The sequence below is a fragment of the Nocardia sp. NPDC059228 genome (assembly GCF_042754245.1).
In the GTDB taxonomy this organism is placed as follows: domain Bacteria; phylum Actinomycetota; class Actinomycetes; order Mycobacteriales; family Mycobacteriaceae; genus Nocardia.
Map to the genome: position 1 here is coordinate 110,074 of NZ_JBHZAL010000006.1, position 20,836 is coordinate 130,909.

Annotated in this window: 19 protein-coding genes; 6 read left to right on the forward strand and 13 right to left on the reverse strand. The window is 67.3% G+C overall.

The features are described from left to right. Positions 1–115: 115 nt before the first annotated feature. Entirely contained in the window at positions 116–1,276 is a 1,161-nt protein-coding gene (locus ACFXKA_RS12700) for a sensor histidine kinase (RefSeq protein WP_379427291.1), read from the forward strand. A gap of 34 nt (positions 1,277–1,310) precedes the next feature. Beyond that, positions 1,311–1,970, forward strand: a complete 660-nt coding sequence (locus tag ACFXKA_RS12705; protein ID WP_379427292.1) for a response regulator — start codon at positions 1,311–1,313, stop codon at positions 1,968–1,970. Between the two features lie 96 nt (positions 1,971–2,066). On the opposite strand, the gene ACFXKA_RS12710 is transcribed toward ACFXKA_RS12705, so the two are convergent. From ACFXKA_RS12710 to ACFXKA_RS12730, 5 genes are all read right to left on the reverse strand, one after another. Then, positions 2,067–2,798 (reverse strand): alpha/beta hydrolase, encoded by a 732-nt coding sequence (locus ACFXKA_RS12710; protein WP_379427293.1) that lies wholly within the window; start codon positions 2,796–2,798, stop codon positions 2,067–2,069. Between the two features lie 450 nt (positions 2,799–3,248). After that, positions 3,249–4,634 (reverse strand): FAD-binding protein, encoded by a 1,386-nt coding sequence (locus ACFXKA_RS12715; protein WP_379427454.1) that lies wholly within the window; start codon positions 4,632–4,634, stop codon positions 3,249–3,251. Between the two features lie 307 nt (positions 4,635–4,941). Beyond that, positions 4,942–5,388 carry a DUF4189 domain-containing protein gene (locus ACFXKA_RS12720; protein WP_379427294.1) on the reverse strand — a complete coding sequence of 149 codons (447 nt, stop codon included), beginning with the start codon at positions 5,386–5,388 and terminating at the stop codon, positions 4,942–4,944. Between the two features lie 990 nt (positions 5,389–6,378). Further along, positions 6,379–6,849 carry a hypothetical protein gene (locus tag ACFXKA_RS12725; RefSeq protein ID WP_040863499.1) on the reverse strand — a complete coding sequence of 157 codons (471 nt, stop codon included), beginning with the start codon at positions 6,847–6,849 and terminating at the stop codon, positions 6,379–6,381. A gap of 880 nt (positions 6,850–7,729) precedes the next feature. Further along, entirely contained in the window at positions 7,730–8,041 is a 312-nt protein-coding gene (locus ACFXKA_RS12730) for an EthD family reductase (RefSeq protein WP_379427295.1), read from the reverse strand. Positions 8,042–8,322: 281 nt separating this feature from the next. On the opposite strand from ACFXKA_RS12730, the gene ACFXKA_RS12735 reads away from it, so the two are divergent. Next, positions 8,323–9,225 carry a LysR family transcriptional regulator gene (locus ACFXKA_RS12735; protein ID WP_379427296.1) on the forward strand — a complete coding sequence of 301 codons (903 nt, stop codon included), beginning with the start codon at positions 8,323–8,325 and terminating at the stop codon, positions 9,223–9,225. A 350-nt stretch (positions 9,226–9,575) separates the two neighbouring features. Here the strand turns inward: ACFXKA_RS12735 and ACFXKA_RS12740 are convergent, their stop codons facing one another. Further along, positions 9,576–9,992, reverse strand: a complete 417-nt coding sequence (locus tag ACFXKA_RS12740; protein WP_379427297.1) for a winged helix-turn-helix transcriptional regulator — start codon at positions 9,990–9,992, stop codon at positions 9,576–9,578. Positions 9,993–10,089: 97 nt separating this feature from the next. Between ACFXKA_RS12740 and ACFXKA_RS12745 the strand changes: the two genes are divergently transcribed. Both ACFXKA_RS12745 and ACFXKA_RS12750 read left to right on the forward strand, forming a co-directional pair. After that, positions 10,090–10,962 (forward strand): alpha/beta fold hydrolase, encoded by an 873-nt coding sequence (locus tag ACFXKA_RS12745; protein ID WP_379427299.1) that lies wholly within the window; start codon positions 10,090–10,092, stop codon positions 10,960–10,962. A 624-nt stretch (positions 10,963–11,586) separates the two neighbouring features. Further along, the gene (locus tag ACFXKA_RS12750; RefSeq protein ID WP_379427300.1) at positions 11,587–12,405 is read left to right on the forward strand and encodes a TIGR02452 family protein; all 819 of its coding nucleotides are present in this window, start codon (positions 11,587–11,589) and stop codon (positions 12,403–12,405) included. Between the two features lie 101 nt (positions 12,406–12,506). Here ACFXKA_RS12750 and ACFXKA_RS12755 read toward each other — a convergent pair whose 3' ends face one another. Beyond that, positions 12,507–12,998 (reverse strand): hypothetical protein, encoded by a 492-nt coding sequence (locus ACFXKA_RS12755; protein WP_379427301.1) that lies wholly within the window; start codon positions 12,996–12,998, stop codon positions 12,507–12,509. 223 nt (positions 12,999–13,221) lie between these two features. Next, positions 13,222–14,298: a phospho-N-acetylmuramoyl-pentapeptide-transferase gene (mraY, locus tag ACFXKA_RS12760; RefSeq protein ID WP_379427302.1), complete on the reverse strand. Its 1,077-nt coding sequence runs from the start codon at positions 14,296–14,298 to the stop codon at positions 13,222–13,224. A 337-nt stretch (positions 14,299–14,635) separates the two neighbouring features. Here mraY and ACFXKA_RS12765 point away from each other — a divergent pair, with 337 nt between their 5' ends. Continuing rightward, positions 14,636–15,253 (forward strand): hypothetical protein, encoded by a 618-nt coding sequence (locus ACFXKA_RS12765; protein ID WP_379427303.1) that lies wholly within the window; start codon positions 14,636–14,638, stop codon positions 15,251–15,253. 75 nt (positions 15,254–15,328) lie between these two features. Here ACFXKA_RS12765 and ACFXKA_RS12770 read toward each other — a convergent pair whose 3' ends face one another. The 5 genes from ACFXKA_RS12770 to ACFXKA_RS12790 form a co-directional block, all read right to left on the reverse strand. Next, complete coding sequence (locus ACFXKA_RS12770; protein ID WP_379427304.1) at positions 15,329–16,777, reverse strand: amino acid permease; 1,449 nt, start codon at positions 16,775–16,777, stop codon at positions 15,329–15,331. 64 nt (positions 16,778–16,841) lie between these two features. Further along, positions 16,842–17,843: a proline racemase family protein gene (locus tag ACFXKA_RS12775; protein WP_379427305.1), complete on the reverse strand. Its 1,002-nt coding sequence runs from the start codon at positions 17,841–17,843 to the stop codon at positions 16,842–16,844. Then, on the reverse strand, positions 17,843–19,315 hold the full coding sequence (locus ACFXKA_RS12780) for an FAD-dependent oxidoreductase (RefSeq protein ID WP_379427306.1): 1,473 nt from the start codon (positions 19,313–19,315) through the stop codon (positions 17,843–17,845). The genes ACFXKA_RS12775 and ACFXKA_RS12780 overlap by 1 nt, the downstream gene beginning before the upstream one ends. Further along, on the reverse strand, positions 19,312–19,626 hold the full coding sequence (locus ACFXKA_RS12785) for a (2Fe-2S)-binding protein (protein ID WP_354833716.1): 315 nt from the start codon (positions 19,624–19,626) through the stop codon (positions 19,312–19,314). Before ACFXKA_RS12785 ends, ACFXKA_RS12780 begins: the two co-directional genes overlap by 4 nt. Continuing rightward, complete coding sequence (locus ACFXKA_RS12790) at positions 19,623–20,813, reverse strand: NAD(P)/FAD-dependent oxidoreductase (RefSeq protein WP_379427307.1); 1,191 nt, start codon at positions 20,811–20,813, stop codon at positions 19,623–19,625. Before ACFXKA_RS12790 ends, ACFXKA_RS12785 begins: the two co-directional genes overlap by 4 nt. Between the last annotated feature and the right edge of the window lie 23 nt (positions 20,814–20,836).

Genomic DNA, 20,836 nt, shown 5'->3' on the forward strand with positions numbered 1-20,836 from the left:
GGGCTGCTGGCATGTGCTCGACGCTAGTTCGGCGGCGCGCGCGGATCGTCGCGCCGACGGGGGATTCCGCGTCCCCCACACGGGGGATGGCCGGTCTCCGGGGTACCGTGCGGCCATGGATGTGACCAGGTCGCTGGCCCGGCAGTCGCTGCTGGTGGCCGCCGTCGCGGCGGCGCTGGACGGTGCCCAGATGGTGATGTGCGGGGCCTTCGGCGCCGCGCCCGCGCTGGCCGCGATCCTGACGCTGGCCACGGTGGCCGCGGATCTGGCGCTGGCCGCGCCCGCCTCGACGGCGGCCGCGGTGGCGGTGGCGCAGGTGGTGGTGAAGGTGGCGGTGGCGCTGTTCGCCCACCACTACGGCATCACCGCACGGGTTTTCGATGTCGGCTTCCTGGTCGCGGGGTATCAGGCGGGTGCCTGGCTGAGCGGGCTCAGCTCCGTTCTGACCGTGCTGCTGCTGGCCGGCGGCTCGCTGACGGTGAATCTGGTGGCGGCCATCGCGGGCGTCAACAATCCGATCCGGCTGGCGATCTTCGCGCTGGGCGCGGGCGTGGTGCCCTGGCTGGTGGGCCGGTACACCGCGGCGCGCGGGGCCTATATCGCGGAGCTGGAGCAGCGGGAGAGCCTGCGGCAGCAGGAGCAGCGGGCGGCACTGGACCGGGCGCTGGCCGATGAGCGCGAGGCCATCGCCCGGGATCTGCACGACGTCATCTCGCATCATGTGAGCGCCATCGGGATTCATGCCGGGGTGGCGCGAATGGCGCTGTCCCGCACCGATACCGAGGCGGCGGCGCGGTCGGTGTCCGCGGTGGAGTCGAGCAGCCGCGCCGCCATGGTGGATCTGCGCCGGCAGCTGGATCTGCTGCACGGCCGTGACGACGAGGGTGAGCGGCAGCCCGGCCTGGCCGATATCGAGGACCTGGTGCAGCGGGTGCAAGACGCCGGATTGACTGTGCGCGTGACGGTTTCGGGTGAGCCGCCGGTGCTGCCGGAGTCGCTGGACGTCATGCTCTACCGGGTGGTCCAGGAGCTGCTGACCAATGCGCTGCGGCATGGACGTGATGCGGCCGCGCTGGAGATCGGTTATCTCCCGGGCGCGGTGGAGTTGCGCGAGACGAATCCCATTGCGGCCCTGGAGAGCGCCACCGGGGTGCCGCGCGGCCTGGACGGGATCCGCCGCCGGGTCGAACTGTTCGACGGCACCGTCGCCTACGGTGCCGACCCGTCCGGAACCCGTTGGGTCATCCGGGTTTCCGTACCCGTTGGGTCCGCATGATGCCCATGGGGACCGCATCGCCGATCGGAGCCGTATGAGCATCACCATCCTGATCGCCGACGACCACACCGTGTTCCGTTCCGGTCTGCGCGCGGTGGTGGACGCGCACCCGGATCTGGAGTGCGTGGCCGAGGTGGGCGACGGCCGCGCCGCCATCGAGGCGGCCGCCCGCACCCATCCGGACGTGGCGATCCTGGATGTGCGCATGCCGAAGCTGGACGGCCTCGCCGCCACCGCTGCCATCGTGGCGGCGGGCGGCACCCGGGTGCTGGTGCTCACCACCTACGACAGCGAGGCCAACCTGCACCGCGCGCTGTCGGCCGGAGCCAGCGGCTTCCTGCTGAAAAGCCTTCCGCCCGAAGAACTCGTGGCCGCCATCCGGGTCGCGGTGCGCGGCGACGCCGTCATCGATCCGTCCATGACGCGCCGCCTGGCCACCCGCCTGATGACCGGCATCGCCCCGCCGGTCGAGCCACCTGAGCTGGCGCAACTCACGGCCCGCGAACGTGAGGTACTCCTACTGGTGGCAGATGCCCGCAGCAACAGCGAGATCGCCGCCGCCCTGGGCGTCGGCGAAGAAACGGTCAAAACCCACGTCTCCCGAGTCCTCGCCAAACTCGGTGTGCGCGACCGCATCCACGCCGTCGTCTACGCCCACCAACACGGCCTCGTACACCCCGACCGTCCCCATTGACGACGTGCTCGGCCGGGTCGGAGTCGGTCACCTCAGCTCGCGACGAATGACGCGGTTCTCGAACATGCTTCCGCTGCCGGCCCGACGGGCCCGGTCTCACTTCAGGTGCCGGGCGAAGAACCGGCTCCCTTCATCCGCCTCGGACGCCGGGACGCCGGTATGCCCGCCCATATTGGCGTGCAGCGCCTTCTCCTTGGAGCCGAAGGCGTCGAACAGGTCCAAGGCCAGCTGCCGGTCGTTTCCCTCATCGTCCCACTGCAACAGGACCTGCAGCGGAATGGTGACCTGCCGGGCCTCGCCGAACATGCTGCGGGGCACGAAACTTCCGGCGAACAGGCGGGCGGCGCAGATGCGCGGCTCGACCACCGCCAGCCGGAGGCCGAGGGCGATCACCCCTCCCGAGTACCCGACCGGGCCGCCGATCTCGGGCAACGCCAGGAGGGCGTCCAGGGCGGCTCGCCACTCGGGAACTGCCTGTTCGATCAGCGGGAGAATGAGACGTTCGACGATTTCGTCGGTGACCGGTTCGCCGGCCTGCAACGCCCGGCGCAGGTCGGCGCGAGCCTGATCGGTGACGGCGGAACGGGGCCGGTCACCGCTCCCGGGGAGTTCGATCGTGGCCGCGGCGAAGCCATCCGCCACGGTGTGCCGGGCCCGGGCCGCCAGTCGGGGGTACATCTTCTGCAGTCCACCGGGGTGGCCGAGCAGGATCAGCGGGGTTGGTGCGGATGCGGATCCGGGCGTCCACAGGATGCCGTGGATCTCGCCGAGAGTGAATTCACGCTCGAGGGTGCCGTCGTCGAGGCGCTGTTCGGAATTGAATTGCACGGTCGTGCCTTTCAGGAGTGCTCTTGAACGGCGCTCCCGGACGACCTATCGCCCGGCCGTGACCCCGGAGGGGAGCACCCATGTCGATACTGCGTTCACGGGTACCACCTCCTCGTTCTCTGGCACGGCCTTCAGGAAGGTAGCAGCGGTCGCCGTGGTCCGCCAACTGGTTTTCACCGAGGCCCGGCGCCCGGATGCCACGGAGCGACACCATGGCTCTGGTACCGCCGCCGAAGACGACAACCCTCTCGGCTGGTGGAACAACACCTGACCCGCTCCGACATACGGCATTCGACATGAGCGAGCACCGCTGGCGGTCGTACGGCGCTGTGCCCGTGAATCTTCCGATGCCCAATGCTGGCCAGTACATTCATCGCGCCATGCTTGGAAGAGGGCGTCGGGCCAGGCGTTGCCTACCGTATTTTCCTGGTAGGCAACGCTTGCCGGTGATCAGTGGCCTGTGTGGACGAGGTTGTCGTCGATGAGGTGCAGGCGGCGGGCGAGATCAGAGACGAAGATCCGTTCGGGGTCGATACTGTCGCGGACACGCCGCCATTCCTCGAGCCGCGGGTACATCGCGCGGACCATTTCCGGGGTGGTGCGGGAGTCTTTGGCGAAGTACAAGCGTCCGCCTGCGTCGAGGACCCGCTGGTCGAGTTCGGCACAGAATTCGCCGAGTCCGGATTTGAGTGGGAAGTCCAGGCTGAGCATGAACCCTGGGTGCGGCCACGACAGCGGGGCCGGGTTGGCGGCGCCCATGCGCTTGAACACGTTCAGGAATGACCGGTGGCCGGAGTGCGCGATCGTGCGCACCGCGGCCGCGAGCTGTGGTTCGGCGCCGAAGGGCATGGAGAACTGATATTGCAGGAACCCGCGGCGGCCGTAGGCTCGGTTCCATTCACCCAGCAGATCCAGGGGGTGATAGAACTGCGTGAGGTTCTGGATGCGCCCACGCGCCCGCCTCGGGTACACCCGGTGCGCGGCTTCGGCGGCGATGCGGATGGTGAGGTTGTTGACCACGCCGTCGGGAAAGACGTCGGGCACCGTGAGCAGTTGGGGTGCATCGAATTTCAGCGGGTCGCGGCGCAATTTGGGCGGGAGCTGATCCAGGGTGGCCAGGGAGCCGCGGCTGAAGCCCGCGCGGCCGAGTTTCGGGCCGGTGCTGATGGTGTCAGGGACCGACATCGAGTATTCGTAACCGTCGTCGGAGCCGCCGGTGAGCAGTTCCATGGTCTGTTCGAGATTGTCGGTGCGGTCGTTGTCGACGAGGAAGTACGCGGTTTCGGTGTGTTTCATCCGTACCCGGGCGCGCACGACGATGCCGGTCAGCCCCATGCCACCCACGGTGGCCCAGAACAGATCCGCGTCGGCTCCTGCGGGAGTGAGGGTACGGAGCGTGCCGTCGGCAGTGAGCAGTTCCATCGAGAGGACATGGTTGCCGAAACTGCCATGGGAGTGATGGTTCTTGCCGTGGATGTCGGAGGCGATCGCGCCGCCCACGGTGACTTGACGGGTGCCGGGGAGGACCGGAACCCACAGGCCATGGGGCAGAGCGGCTTTCATGAGGGTATCGAGACTGACGCCGGCATCGATGTCGACCACGCCGGTGTCGCGGTCGATGTCGTGGATGCGGTCGAAGGCGGTCATGTCGACGACCAGACCGCCGCCGTTCTGGGCGGGATCGCCGTAACTGCGACCGAGCCCGCGGGCGATGACCCCGCGCGGTCCGGCAGCGCTGACGGCTTTGGCGACCGTGTCGAGGTCGGGAGTGGAAAGTACCCGCGCCACAGACGATGCGGTACGGCCCCACCCCGACAGCGGGCGTTGATCAATCATCGATCCCCCTTGAATGAAATTCACCTCGCCACGGTAGCCGCGCAGCGAACGATGCTGCTGTGAAGCTCTGTCCGTCGAGTTTCCGCGCCTCGCGCTGGCCAGCTCGGTATGCGGCAATAGCGTGCGTTCGCGGTGACAAGGCAGCCCCGGCAAGCCTGAAGATCCTGGTCTACACCACAATGCCGTGCGACGCCGTCTCGAGAGACTGCGGTTCGATCGAGAAACCACTGTGCCCCCTCCGAATTACCAGGCGGGGCACAGTCACTGTCAGGTCCGGCACCGAGGTTTCGGCGGTGCCACCCGCGAATCATGCGTTGGCGGTGCAGATTACATCGTTGATCGCCGTCGCCGACAGGTCCGCGGAACCGACATTGGCCAGCATGGCCCGCGGATAAACTCGGGAGAGACTGGAATAGGCCTCGCGGAGCGCGGACGCCCGGTCGCGGCCAGCGCCGCTGCCTACCGCGACGTCGTCTCCAGCGTCGTTCCGGTACACGAGTGCGCCACAGCCGTCCGACCAGGCCACAAGAACGGCGCAGTCGGAGATGCCGCCGTAACTGCAGTTGGCCATCGCCTCGTCGATCGCCTCGCCGCGGCTGCCCGCATTGACACTGGTGCCGTAGCTCCAGTTCTCGACACTGAACGCGATCGCACCGTGGAGATCGGCCGCATTCGCCGTACCAGCACCGATCGCAGACCCGGCCGCAAGGCCCACCGCCGCGACCCCGACGACGGCCTTACCCATGAAATTCATCAAGCATTTCCCTGTCAACGTATGGAGAGACTTACCCGACGAATCATGGCTGATCACTGTCAGATTCGCCAAAAGGCCTAAAGTCACAAACCCCGCCGGCGAGTATCCTCGAGATCGCGGACGCGCTCAATGGCTGGGCAAGTCGAGTCGGCGCGACGTCACAAACGGTTGACCGCAACTGCTGAATCGGCATAAGTGCGCTACCGGCGGCCGGACGGCCTCTGCTGGTTGATCTTCCGATGTCCCATGCTGGCTGGTTCGATCAACGCGGGGCGCGGCAATCGAGGACGTTCTGGCTGGTATTGGTCACCGTTTGGGTCCTATTGCCCGCGATGCTCGCAGCATTGACGTTTCGGCAGTCACCCGAGCGTCTGCTCGATCATCCACAACTGCCGCCGACCGTGCCCGCACATTTCGATCGCTGGTGATCGCTCGAACCTGGCAATTGCACATCGGCACAGGGGCTGAAAAACCGCTGTATACGAACATCGGCAACATCTCCGGGCATGCTCAACTCGGCAGCTGCGGACGTTTCGCCAGCCTCGGATCGGCACGGCCAGTTGATCTTCCGATGCCTCGCGCTGGCCGGTTCGGTCAGCGCGGTATGGCGCCATGACGGTGCGTTCGGGAGCTGCCTGGCGGCCGGCCTATGGCGGCGGACTGGCCTGTTGCTCCATTCTCGAGTGGTTTCAAGCAGTTTCCTGACTCAGAGGCACCGAAAGTGGAGCAAAAGGCCAGATCCGACCTCCGTCACATGGTCGCTGGTTCGATCCAGCTAGAACCACAGGAAGCGGCCGGTCATCGCAGGTGTTGCGATGACCGGCCGTTTTCGTGCCATTTGCGTGCGCACTGGAGTCGATGAAGAAGATCGACCTCGCCGATAGGCCAAAAACGATTGCTGCGTAACGGCGTTCGATTCACTTTGTGTGCCTGGGGCCGTCGACCACTGCACTCCGTGCCGTCCACCGACCCACTGTCCCAACTGGCCGGTCAGAGTTGTGTGTGCCCGGAGCCGGTGAGGATGATCAGCGGCATCATCAGAGCGCCGAGAATATCGTTTCCGGTGCACTGGGCCGAGGCGCTGGAGCTGCCGGTCGGCTGGCTGCCGCAGTTCTGCACCGTCATGGACTTGGTCGACGAGCCCTGCGTGGCGGTGAGGCTATAGACGCCTTCGGGAAGCTTCGAGCGATAGACGTACTGGATGATCCCGGTGCCGGCCGTGGATCCGGCTTGCGGGGTGAAGGTGCCGACGTTCTGCCCGTCCAAGGTGACCGTGACCGGTGCCAGGGCGTCCGCGCCGCTGGTGGTCACCAATATCGTGCAGGTATTGCCTGCCCCTTCACATCCGCCGATGCCGGTGTCGACCTGTGTCAGATTCACATTGTCGACCGTGGCCGACGCCGATGCCGCCGCGACGACCGGTATCGCCAGCATGGCCACCGTGACGGCGGCCCAACTCATTTGCCTCATCTGTACTTTCCCGTTGGAGTAGTCGTTGCCGGCACCTGAGTGCCGCTCCGACGGTAACCGCGTAGTGCGGCCCCGCGCGTACAAATTGAAAAGCCTATACTTCAATATGTCCTAGAGTCGGCTCTGGGCGTGGTGCCCTCGAAGACGCCGGGGTCCCGTCGGTGGCGTAGCGCTGGGCGGCGGTGACGTTCACCGGCTGCGGCGCGCCGCAGGCCAGTTCGCCGACCAGATACCGAAGACGACGAATTGTCGAGGGAGCGACGGTGCGTTCGGCTCGGCCTCGGATCGGCGCGGCCGGTTGACCTTCGCCCGCCCGTTGTAGCCGGTTCGGTCAGCACGGTATGCGGCAGAAGAGCACGCTGCCGTGCGCGCATGAACGGCCAACCCAACCGTTCTGAACGCGCACTACAGCTGAGGAACTGGCGCGAAATCGCTGTTCTACAGCGGATTGTGCGGGATTGCACCGGTCCTCCGAAACTCGGCATGAGCGCGCACTGCCGGCGGTCGTACGGCGCTCTGCCCGTTGATCTTCCGATGCCCCGCGCTGGCCGGTTCGGTCAGCACGGTATGCGGCATAGAAAGACGTTCTGTGCGTCGGTTGTCTGGACGTGGGGAACGTCCTCCTGATGTGCTTGTCGGGCTTGGTGTCTCATCGCAGGAGGAGGACGGCCGTTGTTCGAGGTCACCTAGCGCAGTTGCAGTGTCATCGAGCCGGTAGGTGCCGCCCGGAGTGGCGGACATGGCTCCGGCCAGGACATCGGCCCCACCTCTGACGCTCAATGAACCAGCAACCGCGAACGGTGTCCCGTCGATAGCCGGGACCTGGCCCGCAACGGCCGACCGAACGCGTCCCGGGGCTTACCGTCCTGCCTCAGGCGGGTCCGTCCTGCACCGGATAGTCGATGACGACCGCACCGCCGGTGGCGTAGTTGGCGACATCGGCGGCCACCCGCTGGCCGTGCGCCGACGCCCGCGCCGCGGCCAGGGCGGCGGCGTCAGCGAAGTCGCCTTCGAAGACCACGAAATACGGCGCTTCTCCCTTGGTCCCCGCCACGTCGAAGCTGTAGCGCCACGCAAGCAGGCCGGGCATCTTCATGACCAGTGGAAGGTGGTTGGTCACGTAGTAGTCGCGGAAGTGGTCAGGGTCGGCGGGCTTGGGATACAGGACCAACAACTTATGCATGACGACCTCCGTCCAGCGACGAAACCACAACACTCCGGGTGACCTGGAAGCTCCTGTCGAGAACTGCCGCCGACCTCGCTAGGTGCGGAGCATCGGGATCTGGGTGAGGACGGAGGTGGTTTCGAGGAGCGCGTGGGAGTTGGTGGCCAGCCACAGCGGGAGGTCGCCGACGAAGGCGTTGAATCGTCATATGCGCAGGTTAGGGCTTGATGTGCGATCGAGGGAAAGACCGGAATGGGATAGGCTCAGAACGGATCGTTATCAATTGGCGGGGAGGGCTTGTGGCGCCGGATACGGTGAGCCTGCGGTACTTCCTGGTGCTGGCGCAGGAGTTGAACTTCACCCGTGCGGCCGCACGGATCGGTATCGCACAGCCCGCACTCAGTGCCCGGATGCGCCGATTGGAGGCGGAACTCGGTACGGCCCTGCTGGTCCGCAACACGCGTAGCGTCGTATTGACCACGGCCGGTGCGGCTTTGGCGGAGTCCGCGCCGTCCGCGCTGGCGGCGCTGGACCGGGCATGGGACACGGCCCGGAGCGCGGCGGCCGGTGAACTGGGCACGCTGCGCATCGGATACAGCCTCAGCACCGGGGCCGAGACGGCACCGGCCCTGGTGGACGGGCTGATTCGCGGCAACAGCGGACTCGAAGTCGTTGCGGTCCCGATGGCGACACCGGAGATCTCCGCCGCGGTCGCCGACGGCCGCATCGATGCCGGGATCACCCGCGGTGAACAGCCGGGCCGTGGCGTGCGCCGGTTCCTGCTGCGGTGTGAGCGCATCGGGGTCCAATTGGCGCAGCACCATCCGCTGGCTGAACACCCGGAGATCGAGATCGCCGACGCGGCCGCGTATCCGCTGCGACTCCCGGACCGTGCGGCCAACCCCGTGATCCACGATCAGCTGTCCGCACTGTTCCGCGACACCCGGCCACACCCCCGATTCCTCACGCCCACAGTCTCTTTCGACCTGTCGCAGCGCGACCTGCGCGACGGGGTCACCCTCGCCCCGGCCGGTGAAGCCGCGGTCACGGCAGCACCGGCCGGTCTCACCTGGCGACCGCTGCGGGGCGCGCCCAGCCTGACGATCCACCTGGTCCTCCCGCGCGAGCAGTCGCCACTACACCGCCGCATCCGTGCTGTCGCCAAAACCTTGGCGCACGAGCTGCACTGGCTGCCGGACTGACGCGCAAGAAGTCAAGCTAGACGGACGTCTGCGGTGACGAAGCCACGACCTTGCGCCCGGCGGACTTCGCGGCGATGACGACGACGGCGGTCTTGCTGAATGTCCGACACGACCTCGCTGCGCCGGCGGATCAGCATCCGATGATGGCCTTTGCGATCCGCTTGCCTGGAGGTCGGGTCGCTGCGCCCTGTATTCGGCAGTTGCGTGCACTCGCCGACCGAGCCTGCGGCCGGTTCCGAACGCCCGCGTCGCGGCTGTCAGTGCATTGGCGCGCTGCCGGTTGATCTTCCGAAGCGCCGTGTTGGCCGTTCCGAGCAGCATGGCGTGCGGCATGAGCGTGTGCTGGGAAGCTATTCGGTGGCGGTTGGGTCGGCTTGCGTGTCGTTGACAGTGTTGGCGTGGTCGATCTCGGCCATATGCTCCTCGGCCCAGGTGCGCAACGCGGCTAATGGAATCTCCAGGGACAAGCCCAGTTCGGTGAGCCGGTAGTGCACGCGCGGTGGCACTGTCGGCTCCACTCGACGGATGACCAGGCCGTCGCGGACCAGGTTGTGCAGGGTCACCGACAGCATCTTCTGAGATACACCGGGCATTCGCCGCCGCAGCTCGGCGAACCGCACCTCACCCGGGGCGGCCTCAGCGAGGACCTTGACCGCCATCGACGTCCATTTCGTGCCGATACGGTCCAGCAACTGCCGTGTCGGGCATTGGGAATCGAACAGATCACCGCGAACAGGTGCCTTCGCGTGCACTGATCGAGCAGTCACCTGGACCTCACCACCTGTAGCCGAAGTGCCTTCTTGGCAGCGTAACCGACGTTACCTACCGTTTTCTGGTAACTAATGGTAACCAGCTGGAGGTCTCATGATCCGCACGCCACCGCTCCAAACCGCCCCTATCGAGCTGCGCCAGATCGAGACCAACGGCATCCGCGCCAATGTCGCCATTGCCGGCTCCGGCCCCGCGGTCGTTCTGCTGCATGGTTTTCCGCATACCTGGCGACTGTGGAGCGAGATCATCGGCCCGCTGTCCACGCATTACCGGGTCATCGCCCCGGACCTGCGCGGATTCGGCGCCACCAGCCGTGCGCCGGACGGCTACGACGCCACCACGCTGGCCGCCGACATCGCCGGGATCCTCGACGCCCTCGGCGAACCCACCGCGGCCGTGGTCGCGATCGATGCCGGTACCCCGGTCGCGCTCCTGCTCGCCCTGCGCCACCCCGACCGGGTACCACCGCTGGTGGTCATGGAAGCCCTGCTGGGCGCCCTCTCCGGCGCCGAGGACTTCCTCGCCGCGGGTCCGCCGTGGTGGTTCGGCTTCCACGCCGTCCCCGGTCTCGCCGAAACGGTCCGGTCCGGCCACGAGGCACAGTACGTCGAATGGTTTCTCACCACCGGCACCCGTGGACGAGGTGTGCGGGCCGATATCCGCGACGCATTCGTCGATGCCTACACCGGTGAAGAGGCCCTACGTTGCGCCTTCTCGTACTACCGGGCACTACCGGCCAGCGCACGACAGATCGATCACGCCGTGGCAGCCGACCGACTCACCACACCCACCCTGGCGATCGGTGCCCACCCGGTCGGCGACGCACTCGAGCGGCAACTACGCCCCATCGCCGATACCCTTGCGGGACACGTCATTCCGGATTGTGGCCACATTATCCCGCTGGACCGCCCGCAAGAACTGCTCAACCTCATAACCCCCTTCCTCGCCGCCGACCAACCTGCCTGACCACGCATCCGCAAAGCCCCCATGAGGCCATCCCCGGTACAACACTCCATCCGGCATTCCGCATGAGCGCGCACTGCCGGCGGTCGTACGGCGCTCTGCCCGTTGATCTTCCGATGCCGGCGCGGCCGGTTCGGTCAGCGCGTTATGCGGCAGTAGCGGACGTTCTGGTGCCGTGCAGCGGGAAGCGAGCCGCATGATCGCCTGGTAGCTCGCTGTTTCCATGGTTGCTTGAGCATGGGAGAGGCTGCTGGGTATGTCTGAATACACCGCCACCGTAACCGTGAGCGACGAGAAGTACGAGCCGGGTAGTATCGAAAAGACCTGTGTCGCAGTGACGTTGGAGTGAGAAGCTGTCGGCGGTCGTACGGCGCTCTGCCCGTTGATCTTCCGATGCCCGCACGGCCGGTTCGGTCAGCCCGGTATGCGGCAGTAGCGGACGTCCTGGTGCCGTGCAGCGGGAAGCGATCGGCATGATCGCATCGCCGAAGAAGATTGGCCCACAGCGTGTTACGGGGCTGTGTGCGTAGCCGAAGATCGGGCGTCGTGTTTTGGTTTTTGTAGCGGCCCGCACTTCCCCTCTGGCGGTGGTATCCGGTTCGTCTCGAGCCATGAGAGCATTGCGGGGTGACCGAACGCCTGCGAGCCATCGCCGCCGACAACGAGCGGATCATCGCAGCCGGCGGTTACCGGACGCCCAGCGGGCACCATGTGTCGTTGACATCGGGGGTACAAGCCGCCGTCGAGGGCACCCGGATGTACGGTCCCGACCCGGTCCCTGTAATCACCCGCAGCGAGGCCGCCACCGTCATCACGGTGACCGGGGAGAGCAGCCTCGCCGCGGCGCGCCGGATGCTCGACACCGATCCGGAGCCGGTCGCCGTTCTGAATTTCGCGTCCGCCCGCAATCCCGGCGGCCACTACCTCGCCGGCGCCCGCACCCAGGAAGAAGCCCTGTGCCGAGCGTCGGCGCTGTACACCACCCTGCTGGCCGTGCCGCAGTACTACGAGCACCACCGCCGCACACCGGACCCTTTCTACAGCGACCGCGTGATCCTGTCTCCTGCCGTGCCTGTCTTCCGCGACGACACGGGCTTTCTGCTCGACAGCCCCTATACGGTCGGCTTCCTCACTTGCCCAGCGCCCCGGACCAACGTGATCGTGCAGGAGCTGGCGAGCGAGGCGTATCGAATACCCGCGGTGCTGGCCACCCGCGCCGAGCGCATTCTCGAAACAGCCGTCGGCTACCGGCGTTTGGTGCTGGGCGCCTGGGGTTGCGGCGCCTACGGCAACGACCCAGGCATGGTGGCCGGTGTCTTCCATGCACTGCTAGCCGACGGTGGGCGGTTCAACGGGCACTTCGACGAGATCACCTTCGCAATACTGGACCGGACCCCCGGCGAGGCCACCCTCACTGCCTTCCGAGCGGCCCTCAGCTCGGCCTGACGGCGCGTTCGGCCAGCCGTGGATACGCACGGCCAGTTGATCTTCCGCCGCGCCGCGCTCGCCGGTTCGGCCCGCGCGACCAGCGGCAAGAGAGGGCGTTGCTAGCCGTGGCAACAGACCCGAACAAGCACTGTGTCGTCGGGCAGTGTCTCCAGGTAGTTTTCGATGCCGCCCGGTGGTATCGGGCAGTCGGGTTGGTCCTCGCCGGACGTGGTCTCGCCCCAATCCTTGTGTCGGCAAATGCCACTCCACTCGACCCACCAACCGTCCTGGGTGAGTACATCGGGCTCTGACAGGTTGTGTACCGCGACGTTCAGCAAGGACTTCGGGCCGCCCGCGCACTCGCCTCGCGTGGGGAGCAGCACGATGCCGAATTGATTGGGGCCGTCGTGAATCAGCCGAGGATCGTCCTCATGACCCGGTCGGACGTAGAACCCGGCTCCTCCTCCACCATCCCGAATCTGCCACGTGTCCCACATATCTCGCTCCGGGAACCCTTGCCGCATCTCGAATGGAGCGAGAGCTCGCGTGATCGCGGCTTCCACGTCATCGATCGCATCCGGCGGCAGGCAGATCGTCACCCAGCGCTGCACCAAACCACATCCCTCCCGCCGTTCCGCGCGCCAAGGTTACCTCTCGGAATCGACGAGCACAGATTCCTGACCGCTGTGACCAATCCACCAGAAGAGCGCCCTGCCATCGGCAATTCAGTGCGTTCGGTAGGTGCGCGGTTGCCCGAGATCCGCCCGTGGATCTTCGGGTGTGCCGGGTGGGCGGTCCGAACTGCGCGCAGTGCGGCGGTCGCGGATATTTTCACTATCGGGTAACGGCGAGGTGTTCTCCGTAGAACAGCATCAGGCCGGTGGCTGCGGAAATTGCTGTGAGCAACCAGAATCGGATGGATACCGTGGTCTCGGGCCAGCTGCTGAGCTCGAAGTGGTGGTGCATCGGGGCTATGCGGAAGAGGCGGCGGCGGGTTGTTTGGAAGACGACGATCTGCAACAGAACCGAGAGGATCTCGGCGCAGAACAATGCACCGATCACGACCATGAGCAGCTCGGTGCGGGTCGTGATGGACAGCCCGGCCAGCAGCCCACCCAACGCCAGCGATCCGGTATCGCCCATGAAGATCTTCGCCGGTGCCGCGTTCCACCAGAGGAACCCGACGCAGGCCCCGCCCGCCGCAGCGCTGACCAGGGCCAGATCGAGCGGGTCGCGAACCGTGTAGCACCCCACCCCGGGACGGGTCGTGCACGCGTTGGTGAACTGCCAGAACGTGATCAGCACATAGGCACCCAGAGTCAGGCCCATCGATCCCGCGGCCAGACCGTCGAGCCCGTCGGTGATGTTCACCGCGTTCGACCACGCGACCACCATGATGCACACCGCCAGCAGGAACAACGCCGGGACGAACGACAGCCAGCCGACATCGCGCAGGATCGACAAATGCCTGCTGGCCGGGGTCAAGCCGGTGCTATCAGGGAAACGCAGTGCCAGCACGCCGAAAATGATCGCGGCGCCGAATTGGCCGACGTACTTGCCGCGGGCGGTCAGCCCGAGATTGCGCCGCTTGTAGAGTTTGACGAAATCGTCGAGAAATCCGACCACACCCAGCGCGGTGGCCAGACCCAGAACCAGCAGTCCGGAGGCTGTGACTCCGGATGCGTTATAGCGCAAGCCGATCAGATGCGAGCCCAGGTAGCCCGCCCACATGCCGGTCACGATCGCGATCCCGCCCATGGTGGGCGTTCCGCGTTTGGCTTGGTGGCTGCTGGGTCCTTCGGCGCGGATCTCCTGACCGAGCTTCTTCCGGGTGAACAACCGGATCAACAGCGGCGTCAACGTGATCGACACTGCCAGCGCGATCATCGCCGCGAACAAGATCTGCCTCATCTGCCCCCCTGCGAGCCTTCCCACCGCGGTCCGCCGCATCGACACAACTCGAGTGGTCAGATGTTAGCCAAGCACACGACCGAGAGCGACCGCTGTCTGCGTGGCGCACGGCATTCGGCCGAAAGAGGATGTCGTGGGGCGCATGTGGTCTCGCCGTCGGTCGCGCCCGCTCTGTCCGATTCGGACCGCGTGGAATGCGGCTTTTCGGTCAGTCCCGTGAGAAACGGGAGTGCAGCGACTTCGAACTGCGTGTGGCGTACCACACACTATTGAATTCGACGTCTAAGGTTCTGACTCGGTCCGCCCATCAGGGGTAGCTGAGTGGAGGGTTCGACGAATGACGTTCGGGAAAATCACCGCTGCCGTTTTCATGGCAATCTCGGCCGTGGGTATCAGTGCGGCAACCGCCCATGCAGAACCGGTCGTGACGGAGCAGCCGACTGCGGTGACTGCGGAGGGCACGACTTCCGGTGTGGATCATGGAATCAATTACCAGATCACCGTTTCGCCAGTCGACAGCGCAGTTGTCGCCACCGTCGAGAATGGCAAGTTCGAGGTCGCGCAGAACGGTGCGGTGGTGCTCGAGTCCGGCGATGGAGCGGCGGTGACCGAAATCCCGCAATGGCTCGCCATCGACGGGCGTTCAATCGCGATTGCACAGCACATCGGTGCGGACGGCCGCACCCTGACGCTGACGCCGACTCCGACGGCTGAAGATATCGCGCAACTGAAGGACATCAACTCCTACGACCGGCTCAAGGAGCAGGTCGACAAGAACCTGCCCGGCATCGTCATCGGCGCCATCGCGGGCGGCATCCTCGGGGCGATGATTCCCCTGGTATGGGGTCTCAGCATTCCGGTGGGTGCGCTGATCGGTGCAACCGTCGGCGGATACGTCTCGGGCGGTCCGGACTTCATCAACGCCGTACAGGGGTGGGTCACCAACCAGCCGTGATCACGGGGGAATGGGCGGATCCACGAGTCGCCCACGGGCAGTTGTCCCGTGGGCGACGCTGTGCTGTGGCGGGGCTCAGTCCTCGATCGGCACAGAGGCGGTGTTGTCGATCCCGGTCCGGTTCAGCGTCGAGTTGCGATAACCGAAGGTGGCGTAGAGGGCGAGACCGAGGAGCAGCCAGACGACGAAGCGGATCCAGGTGACGATGTCGAGGTGGCTGATGAGCCAGATCGAGAAGCCGATGCCGATGAGGGGGACGACCGGCACCCAGGGGGTGCGGAAGGTGCGGTCGTCGTCGGGGCGGGTGTGGCGCAGGCGCATGACGCCGATCGCCACCACGATGAAGGCCATGAGGATGCCGACGTTGGTGAGTTCGGCGGCCTCGCGGATCGGGAGGAAGCCGGCGATGAGCGCGGAGACGATGCCGACCGGCCAGATGACGCGGGTGGGCACCTTGCGTTCGCCGGTCTTGCCGAAGTAGCCGGGCAGCAGTCCGTCTCGGCTCATGGCGAAGCCGACGCGGGTAACGGCGAGCATATTGGCGAATGCGGAAGTGGTGACTCCGACGACCGCGCCGACCGCGATGACCAGGCCCAGGATGCCCATGCCCACGGTGTCGAAGGCGCTGGAGAACGGCGCGGCCACATCGATATCGGTGTAATTGACCATACCGACGATGACCAGGCACACGAGCAGGTAGACGACCGAGGCGATGCCGAGACTGATCAGGATGGCCTTGGGCAGCAGCTTCTTGCCGTCCTTGGATTCCTCGGCGGCCGCGCTCATGGCGTCGTAACCGTAGACCGCGAAGAACGCCAGCGCCGCACCGGAAACCGCGCCGCCGACCCCGAACGGGAAGAACGGCGTGTAGTTGCCCGCCTTGATGTGGAATGCTCCGGCGACGACCACAATGGCCACGATCAACACCTTCACCGCGACCAATCCCGTTTGCACACGGGCAGATTCCCGGGTGCCACGCGAGAGCAGATAGGCCAGCAGCAGGCAGAGAACGACCGCGAACAGGTCGATCTTGCGGCCCTCGCCGGTGCCGGGCGCGCCGAGCGCCCAGGTCGGCAGATCGAATCCGATGTAATGGGTGATGTAGTTCAGGTAGCCCGAGACCGCGATCGCCACCACCGACACGATGGCGGTGTATTCGAGCAGCAGATCCCAGCCGATCATGAACCCGATGATCTCGCCCAGCGCCACATACGAATACGTGTAGGCCGAACCGGCTTTCGGCACCATGCCCGCGAATTCGGCGTAGCAGAGTCCCGCCGCGCCGGAGGCCACGACCGCGATGGCGAAGGAGATCAGCACGGCCGGACCCGCCACCTGGTTGGCCACGACACCGGCCAGAGAGAACACTCCCGCGCCGACCAGGCCGCCCAGGCTCAGCGCGACCAGTTGCCACAGGCCCATGCTCTTGGTGAAATCGCCGGAATCGGCATCGGTGACGGGCATTCGCCGCATGACTCCGGCGAGGGTGATGGGCGGGCGTGGGCGGCGGGTGACGACAGACATTGTCGCGCCTTTCAGGTGGTGATTCTTCAACTAGGGGTGGTGGACGGCGGGGGAGTCGCGAGCCTCAGAAGACGAAACCCTCGGGGAACGGATCGGCCGGGTCGAGCAGGTAATTGGCCGTGCCGGTCAACCACGCGCGACCGGTGATCTCCGGCACCACGGCGGGATGTCCGGCGACGCTGACGGTCTCGACCGCGCGGGCGTGGAAGGTGGTGCCGATGAACGAGTCATTGCGCAGCACCTGTCCATAGGAGAGCAGACCGCGGGCGTGCTGGCGGGCCAGCAGCGCGGAGGTGCCGGTGCCGCAGGGCGAGCGGTCGAACCAGCCCGGGTGGATGGCCATGGCATTGCGGGTGTGCGCGGGTTCGGAGGCCGGATCCAGGAACAGGACGTGCTTGCATCCGCCGATCCGCTCGTCCTCCAGATGCACCGGACGCCGGAATTCATTGACGGCGGCCATGATTCGCAGGCCGGCGTCGAGGATCCGATCCTGTTGGGCGCGGTCGAACGGTATCCCGAGCTTGCCGAGATCGACGATGGCGTAGAAGTTTCCACCGTAGGCCATGTCGTAGCGGACGGTGCCGATCCCGGGCACCTCCACCTCGTTGTCGAGGCTGTCGCAGTAGGCCGGGACATTGCGCAGCGCGACCGAATCGGCATGGCCCGCAGTGATGTTCACGGTCGCTACGACGCGCCCGGCGGGCGTGTCCAGGCGGATCTCGGTGACCGGTTCGGTCACCGGCACCATGCCCGCCTCCACCAGCGCGGTCGCCACGCCGATGGTCCCGTGCCCGCACATCGGCAGCAGCCCGCTCACCTCGATGAACAGCACCCCGTAGTGCCCGTCGGCGGTGGTGGCCGGTTGCAGGATTGCCCCGCTCATCGACGCGTGCCCGCGCGGCTCGTTGACCAGGAATTTCCGCAGGCCGTCCAGATTCTCGAGGAAGTAGTCGCGCCGATCGGCCATGGTGTCACCCGGAATCGGACCGATCCCGCCGGTGACCACCCGGGTGGGCATCCCCTCGGTGTGAGTGTCGATGGCGGAGATGATTCTGCTGCTGTGCATCAGGATTGCCCTTCGGTGTCGAGTTCGGCGAGTTCGCGCAATCGCACGACGGCAGCCAGCGGACGCCGGGCGGGAGTGGCGGCGGCCAGGCCGGTGGGAGCGGGATCCGCTGTGCCGTAGCGGCATTGGCTATCAGCGGCCGCATCGCCGGTACCGGCGGACTGTGCGGCGCGCAGGGCGGCGACGGCGGTCCCGCAGATGCGGCCCTGGCACGGCCCGAGCCCGGCGCGGGTGGAAAGTTTGGTGGCCCGGTAGCTCTCGCCCGCAGCGCCCGCCCAGGCCGTGGTCAGCTCCTCCCGGGTGGTGTTCTCGCACCGGCAGATCACGGTTTCGGGGCGGGACCAGGCCACCGCCTCGGTGCCGATGGGGTGCGCTGCGGCGAGCCGGGCGATGAACCGCCGGGCGGTGCGGTGGCGGGTGCGCAGGCCGCGCTCGGCGCTCGGATCGCCACCCGCGGCCGCGATCCCGGCGACGACGCCCTCGACCGCCGCGACCTGCGCCCCACCGATTCCGGTGAGTTCACCTGCCGCCCAGACCATGTCGGCGCTCGTCCGCTGATCCCGGTCGACGCTGACGAACCCGTCGGCCGTCAGGCGCGCGCCCGCGGCCACCGCCAGCTCGTGCTGCGGGGTGAAGCCGTGCGAGACCGCGACCGCGTCCACCGGGATGGTCGTATGGCTACCCGGCACCGGTGCCCAGTGTTCGTCGAGCCGGGCGAGGGTCGCCTCTTCGACCCGGCCGTCGCCCGCGACCGCGACCACCGCGGTCGAGGTGCGCACCGGAATTCGATGGCGCAGACCGGAACCCGCGTACTGGATCAGTTCGGCCGCCTTGCCGGCACTGTGCCGCAGCTCCCACGGCCGGGCGACCCAGTGCCGCAGGATCGCCCGGGCCGGATTGGCCTCGAGCACCGCTCGGACCCGCGCGCCGCCATCGGCCAGGGAGTGGGCGACCGGGAGCAGGAACGGCCCGGTGCCCGACACCAGCACGGACCGCCCGATGAGCAGCCGCTGGGTTTTCGCGAGGGTCTGCGCGGCCCCGCCGGTGTAGACGCCGGGCAGATCCCAGCCGGGGAACGGGCACACGCGGTCGTAGGCTCCGGTCGCGATGATCAGCGCGTCCCCGCGCACCGCTCGATGCGTACGGCGATCACCCTCGAGGCCGATGAGCAATCGCACTGTGGGACAACCACCCTCGGGGTGGGGTTCGAGGTGGTACACCGCCGCCCGGGACAGATACTCGCAGCGCGGATGCTCGGCCAGAAGCCGGGCCCGGCGCTCGGCGGCCGCGTACCCGTGCCCCATGGCCAGTGGCCGGCGGACTCCGTAGGCCGCCGGTATGCGGCGGTTGTACTGGCCGCCGAGCGCCTCGTTGGAGTCGATCAGTGTCACCGACGCGCCGTGCCGCAGCGCCGCTTCCGCGGCCGCCGTGCCCGCCGGACCACCACCGATGACCACCACATGCCGGTTCATCGCTCGCTCCCGCCCGCTCGGCTCTGACCGGTGACGGTGTCGCCGTCGCGCGCCGGGCGGCGACACAGGCGCACGTCCGGCACGCCGTTGACGGTCGCCACGCAGTCGAAGCACACGCCGATACCGCAGAACACGCCGCGGCCACCGCCGTCGCGCGCGGTGCGCCAGTGCGTGTGCCCGGCGGCGAGCAGCACCGTGGCCAGGGTCTGACCGTGCACACCCGCCACCTCGACGCCGTCGGCGCGGATGGTCAGCGGCCGGTCCGCACGGCCGAGGCGGTCGCGGTCCGGGGGAATCAGATTGGGGCTCATGGTGAGACGTACTCCGTGCTCGGGGTGATGACCGCCGGTCGGTCGACGGTGAAGGCCGCGATGTCGATCTCGTCGGGCCGGCTGGTCAGGGCGGAGGCGACCAGCTGCGCGGTGCCGAGGGCGAGCCCGATGCCCGCGCCCTCGTGGCCGGTCGCGTGCCACAGTCCGGGCAGGCGAGGATCCGGGCCGATCACCGGGAGGTGGTCGTCGACGTAGGGGCGGAAGCCGCCGTAGGAGCGCATGATCGCGACGTCCGCGAGCATCGGGAACAGGCGCAGCGCCTTGCGCGCGATCGCGGCGAGGCTGTCGGGGCGGATCCGGTCGTCGAATCCGGCCTGCCGCCGCGAGGATCCGATCAGCAGCGGGCCACCCCGGGTGGACTCCACCACGGCCGAGGATTGCAGCGCGGTATCCGAACTGCCCACCGCGCCGACGTAATCCGCGTCGTAGACCTTGTGGAAGACGGTCGGCGGCAGCGGAGCGGTGATCAGCACATCGCCGCGGCGTGGTTTGACCGCGATCGGCGCGCCCAGCACCGCCGCCACCGGACCCGACCACGGCCCGGCGGCATTGATCACCACATCGGCGAACCGGTCGCCGCGCGTGGTCCGCACGCCCAGCAGCCGATCGCCGCTGACGATCGAACCGGTGACAGTGCACCGGGTTTCGACGATCGCCCCGCCCGCGGTCGCGGCGGCGAGCAGTGCCGAGGCCGCGCCGACCGGCTGGACCTGCGCGTCGTCGGGGTAGTGGACCGCGCCGCTCACCTCGGTGGTGAGCGCCGGCTCGGCCGCCGCGAGTGCGGCCGCGTCGAGATCGGCGCAGTGCACACCGACCGCGCGCTGGTCGTCGGCGAAGGCGGCGAGTGCGGACGCACCCGCGTCGGTGGTCGCTACGACGATGCCACCCTTGGGTTCCCACTCGACGGCCGCGACCGCCCGGGGCAGCCGTTCGGCGATGCGCGCGAGCGTCTCGGGCCACAGCCGCCGCGACAGTCGCGCCAGCTCCAGCTCCGGACCGGGGGCCTTGTCCGAGACCAGCACGTTGCCCTCGCCGTGCGCCGTGGTCCCGGACGCCACCTCACCCGCCTCACAGATCCGCACCGACAGGCCCGCCACGGCGAGCCGGTCGGCGAGCGCGCAGCCGATCATGCCGCCGCCGATGATCAGCACATCGGTCCCCCTCACGGACGATGTGCCGGACGTGCCGA

Coding starts and splice junctions, on each gene's coding strand:
- ACFXKA_RS12700 (WP_379427291.1), top strand. CDS start 116: ATGGATGTGACCAGGTCGCTGGCCCGGCAGTCGCTGCTGGTGGCCGCC.
- ACFXKA_RS12705 (WP_379427292.1), top strand. CDS start 1,311: ATGAGCATCACCATCCTGATCGCCGACGACCACACCGTGTTCCGTTCC.
- ACFXKA_RS12715 (WP_379427454.1), bottom strand. CDS start 4,634: ATGATTGATCAACGCCCGCTGTCGGGGTGGGGCCGTACCGCATCGTCT.
- ACFXKA_RS12720 (WP_379427294.1), bottom strand. CDS start 5,388: ATGAATTTCATGGGTAAGGCCGTCGTCGGGGTCGCGGCGGTGGGCCTT.
- ACFXKA_RS12725 (WP_040863499.1), bottom strand. CDS start 6,849: ATGAGTTGGGCCGCCGTCACGGTGGCCATGCTGGCGATACCGGTCGTC.
- ACFXKA_RS12730 (WP_379427295.1), bottom strand. CDS start 8,041: ATGCATAAGTTGTTGGTCCTGTATCCCAAGCCCGCCGACCCTGACCAC.
- ACFXKA_RS12745 (WP_379427299.1), top strand. CDS start 10,090: ATGATCCGCACGCCACCGCTCCAAACCGCCCCTATCGAGCTGCGCCAG.
- mraY (WP_379427302.1), bottom strand. CDS start 14,298: ATGAGGCAGATCTTGTTCGCGGCGATGATCGCGCTGGCAGTGTCGATC.
- ACFXKA_RS12765 (WP_379427303.1), top strand. CDS start 14,636: ATGACGTTCGGGAAAATCACCGCTGCCGTTTTCATGGCAATCTCGGCC.
- ACFXKA_RS12770 (WP_379427304.1), bottom strand. CDS start 16,777: ATGTCTGTCGTCACCCGCCGCCCACGCCCGCCCATCACCCTCGCCGGA.
- ACFXKA_RS12775 (WP_379427305.1), bottom strand. CDS start 17,843: ATGCACAGCAGCAGAATCATCTCCGCCATCGACACTCACACCGAGGGG.
- ACFXKA_RS12780 (WP_379427306.1), bottom strand. CDS start 19,315: ATGAACCGGCATGTGGTGGTCATCGGTGGTGGTCCGGCGGGCACGGCG.
- ACFXKA_RS12785 (WP_354833716.1), bottom strand. CDS start 19,626: ATGAGCCCCAATCTGATTCCCCCGGACCGCGACCGCCTCGGCCGTGCG.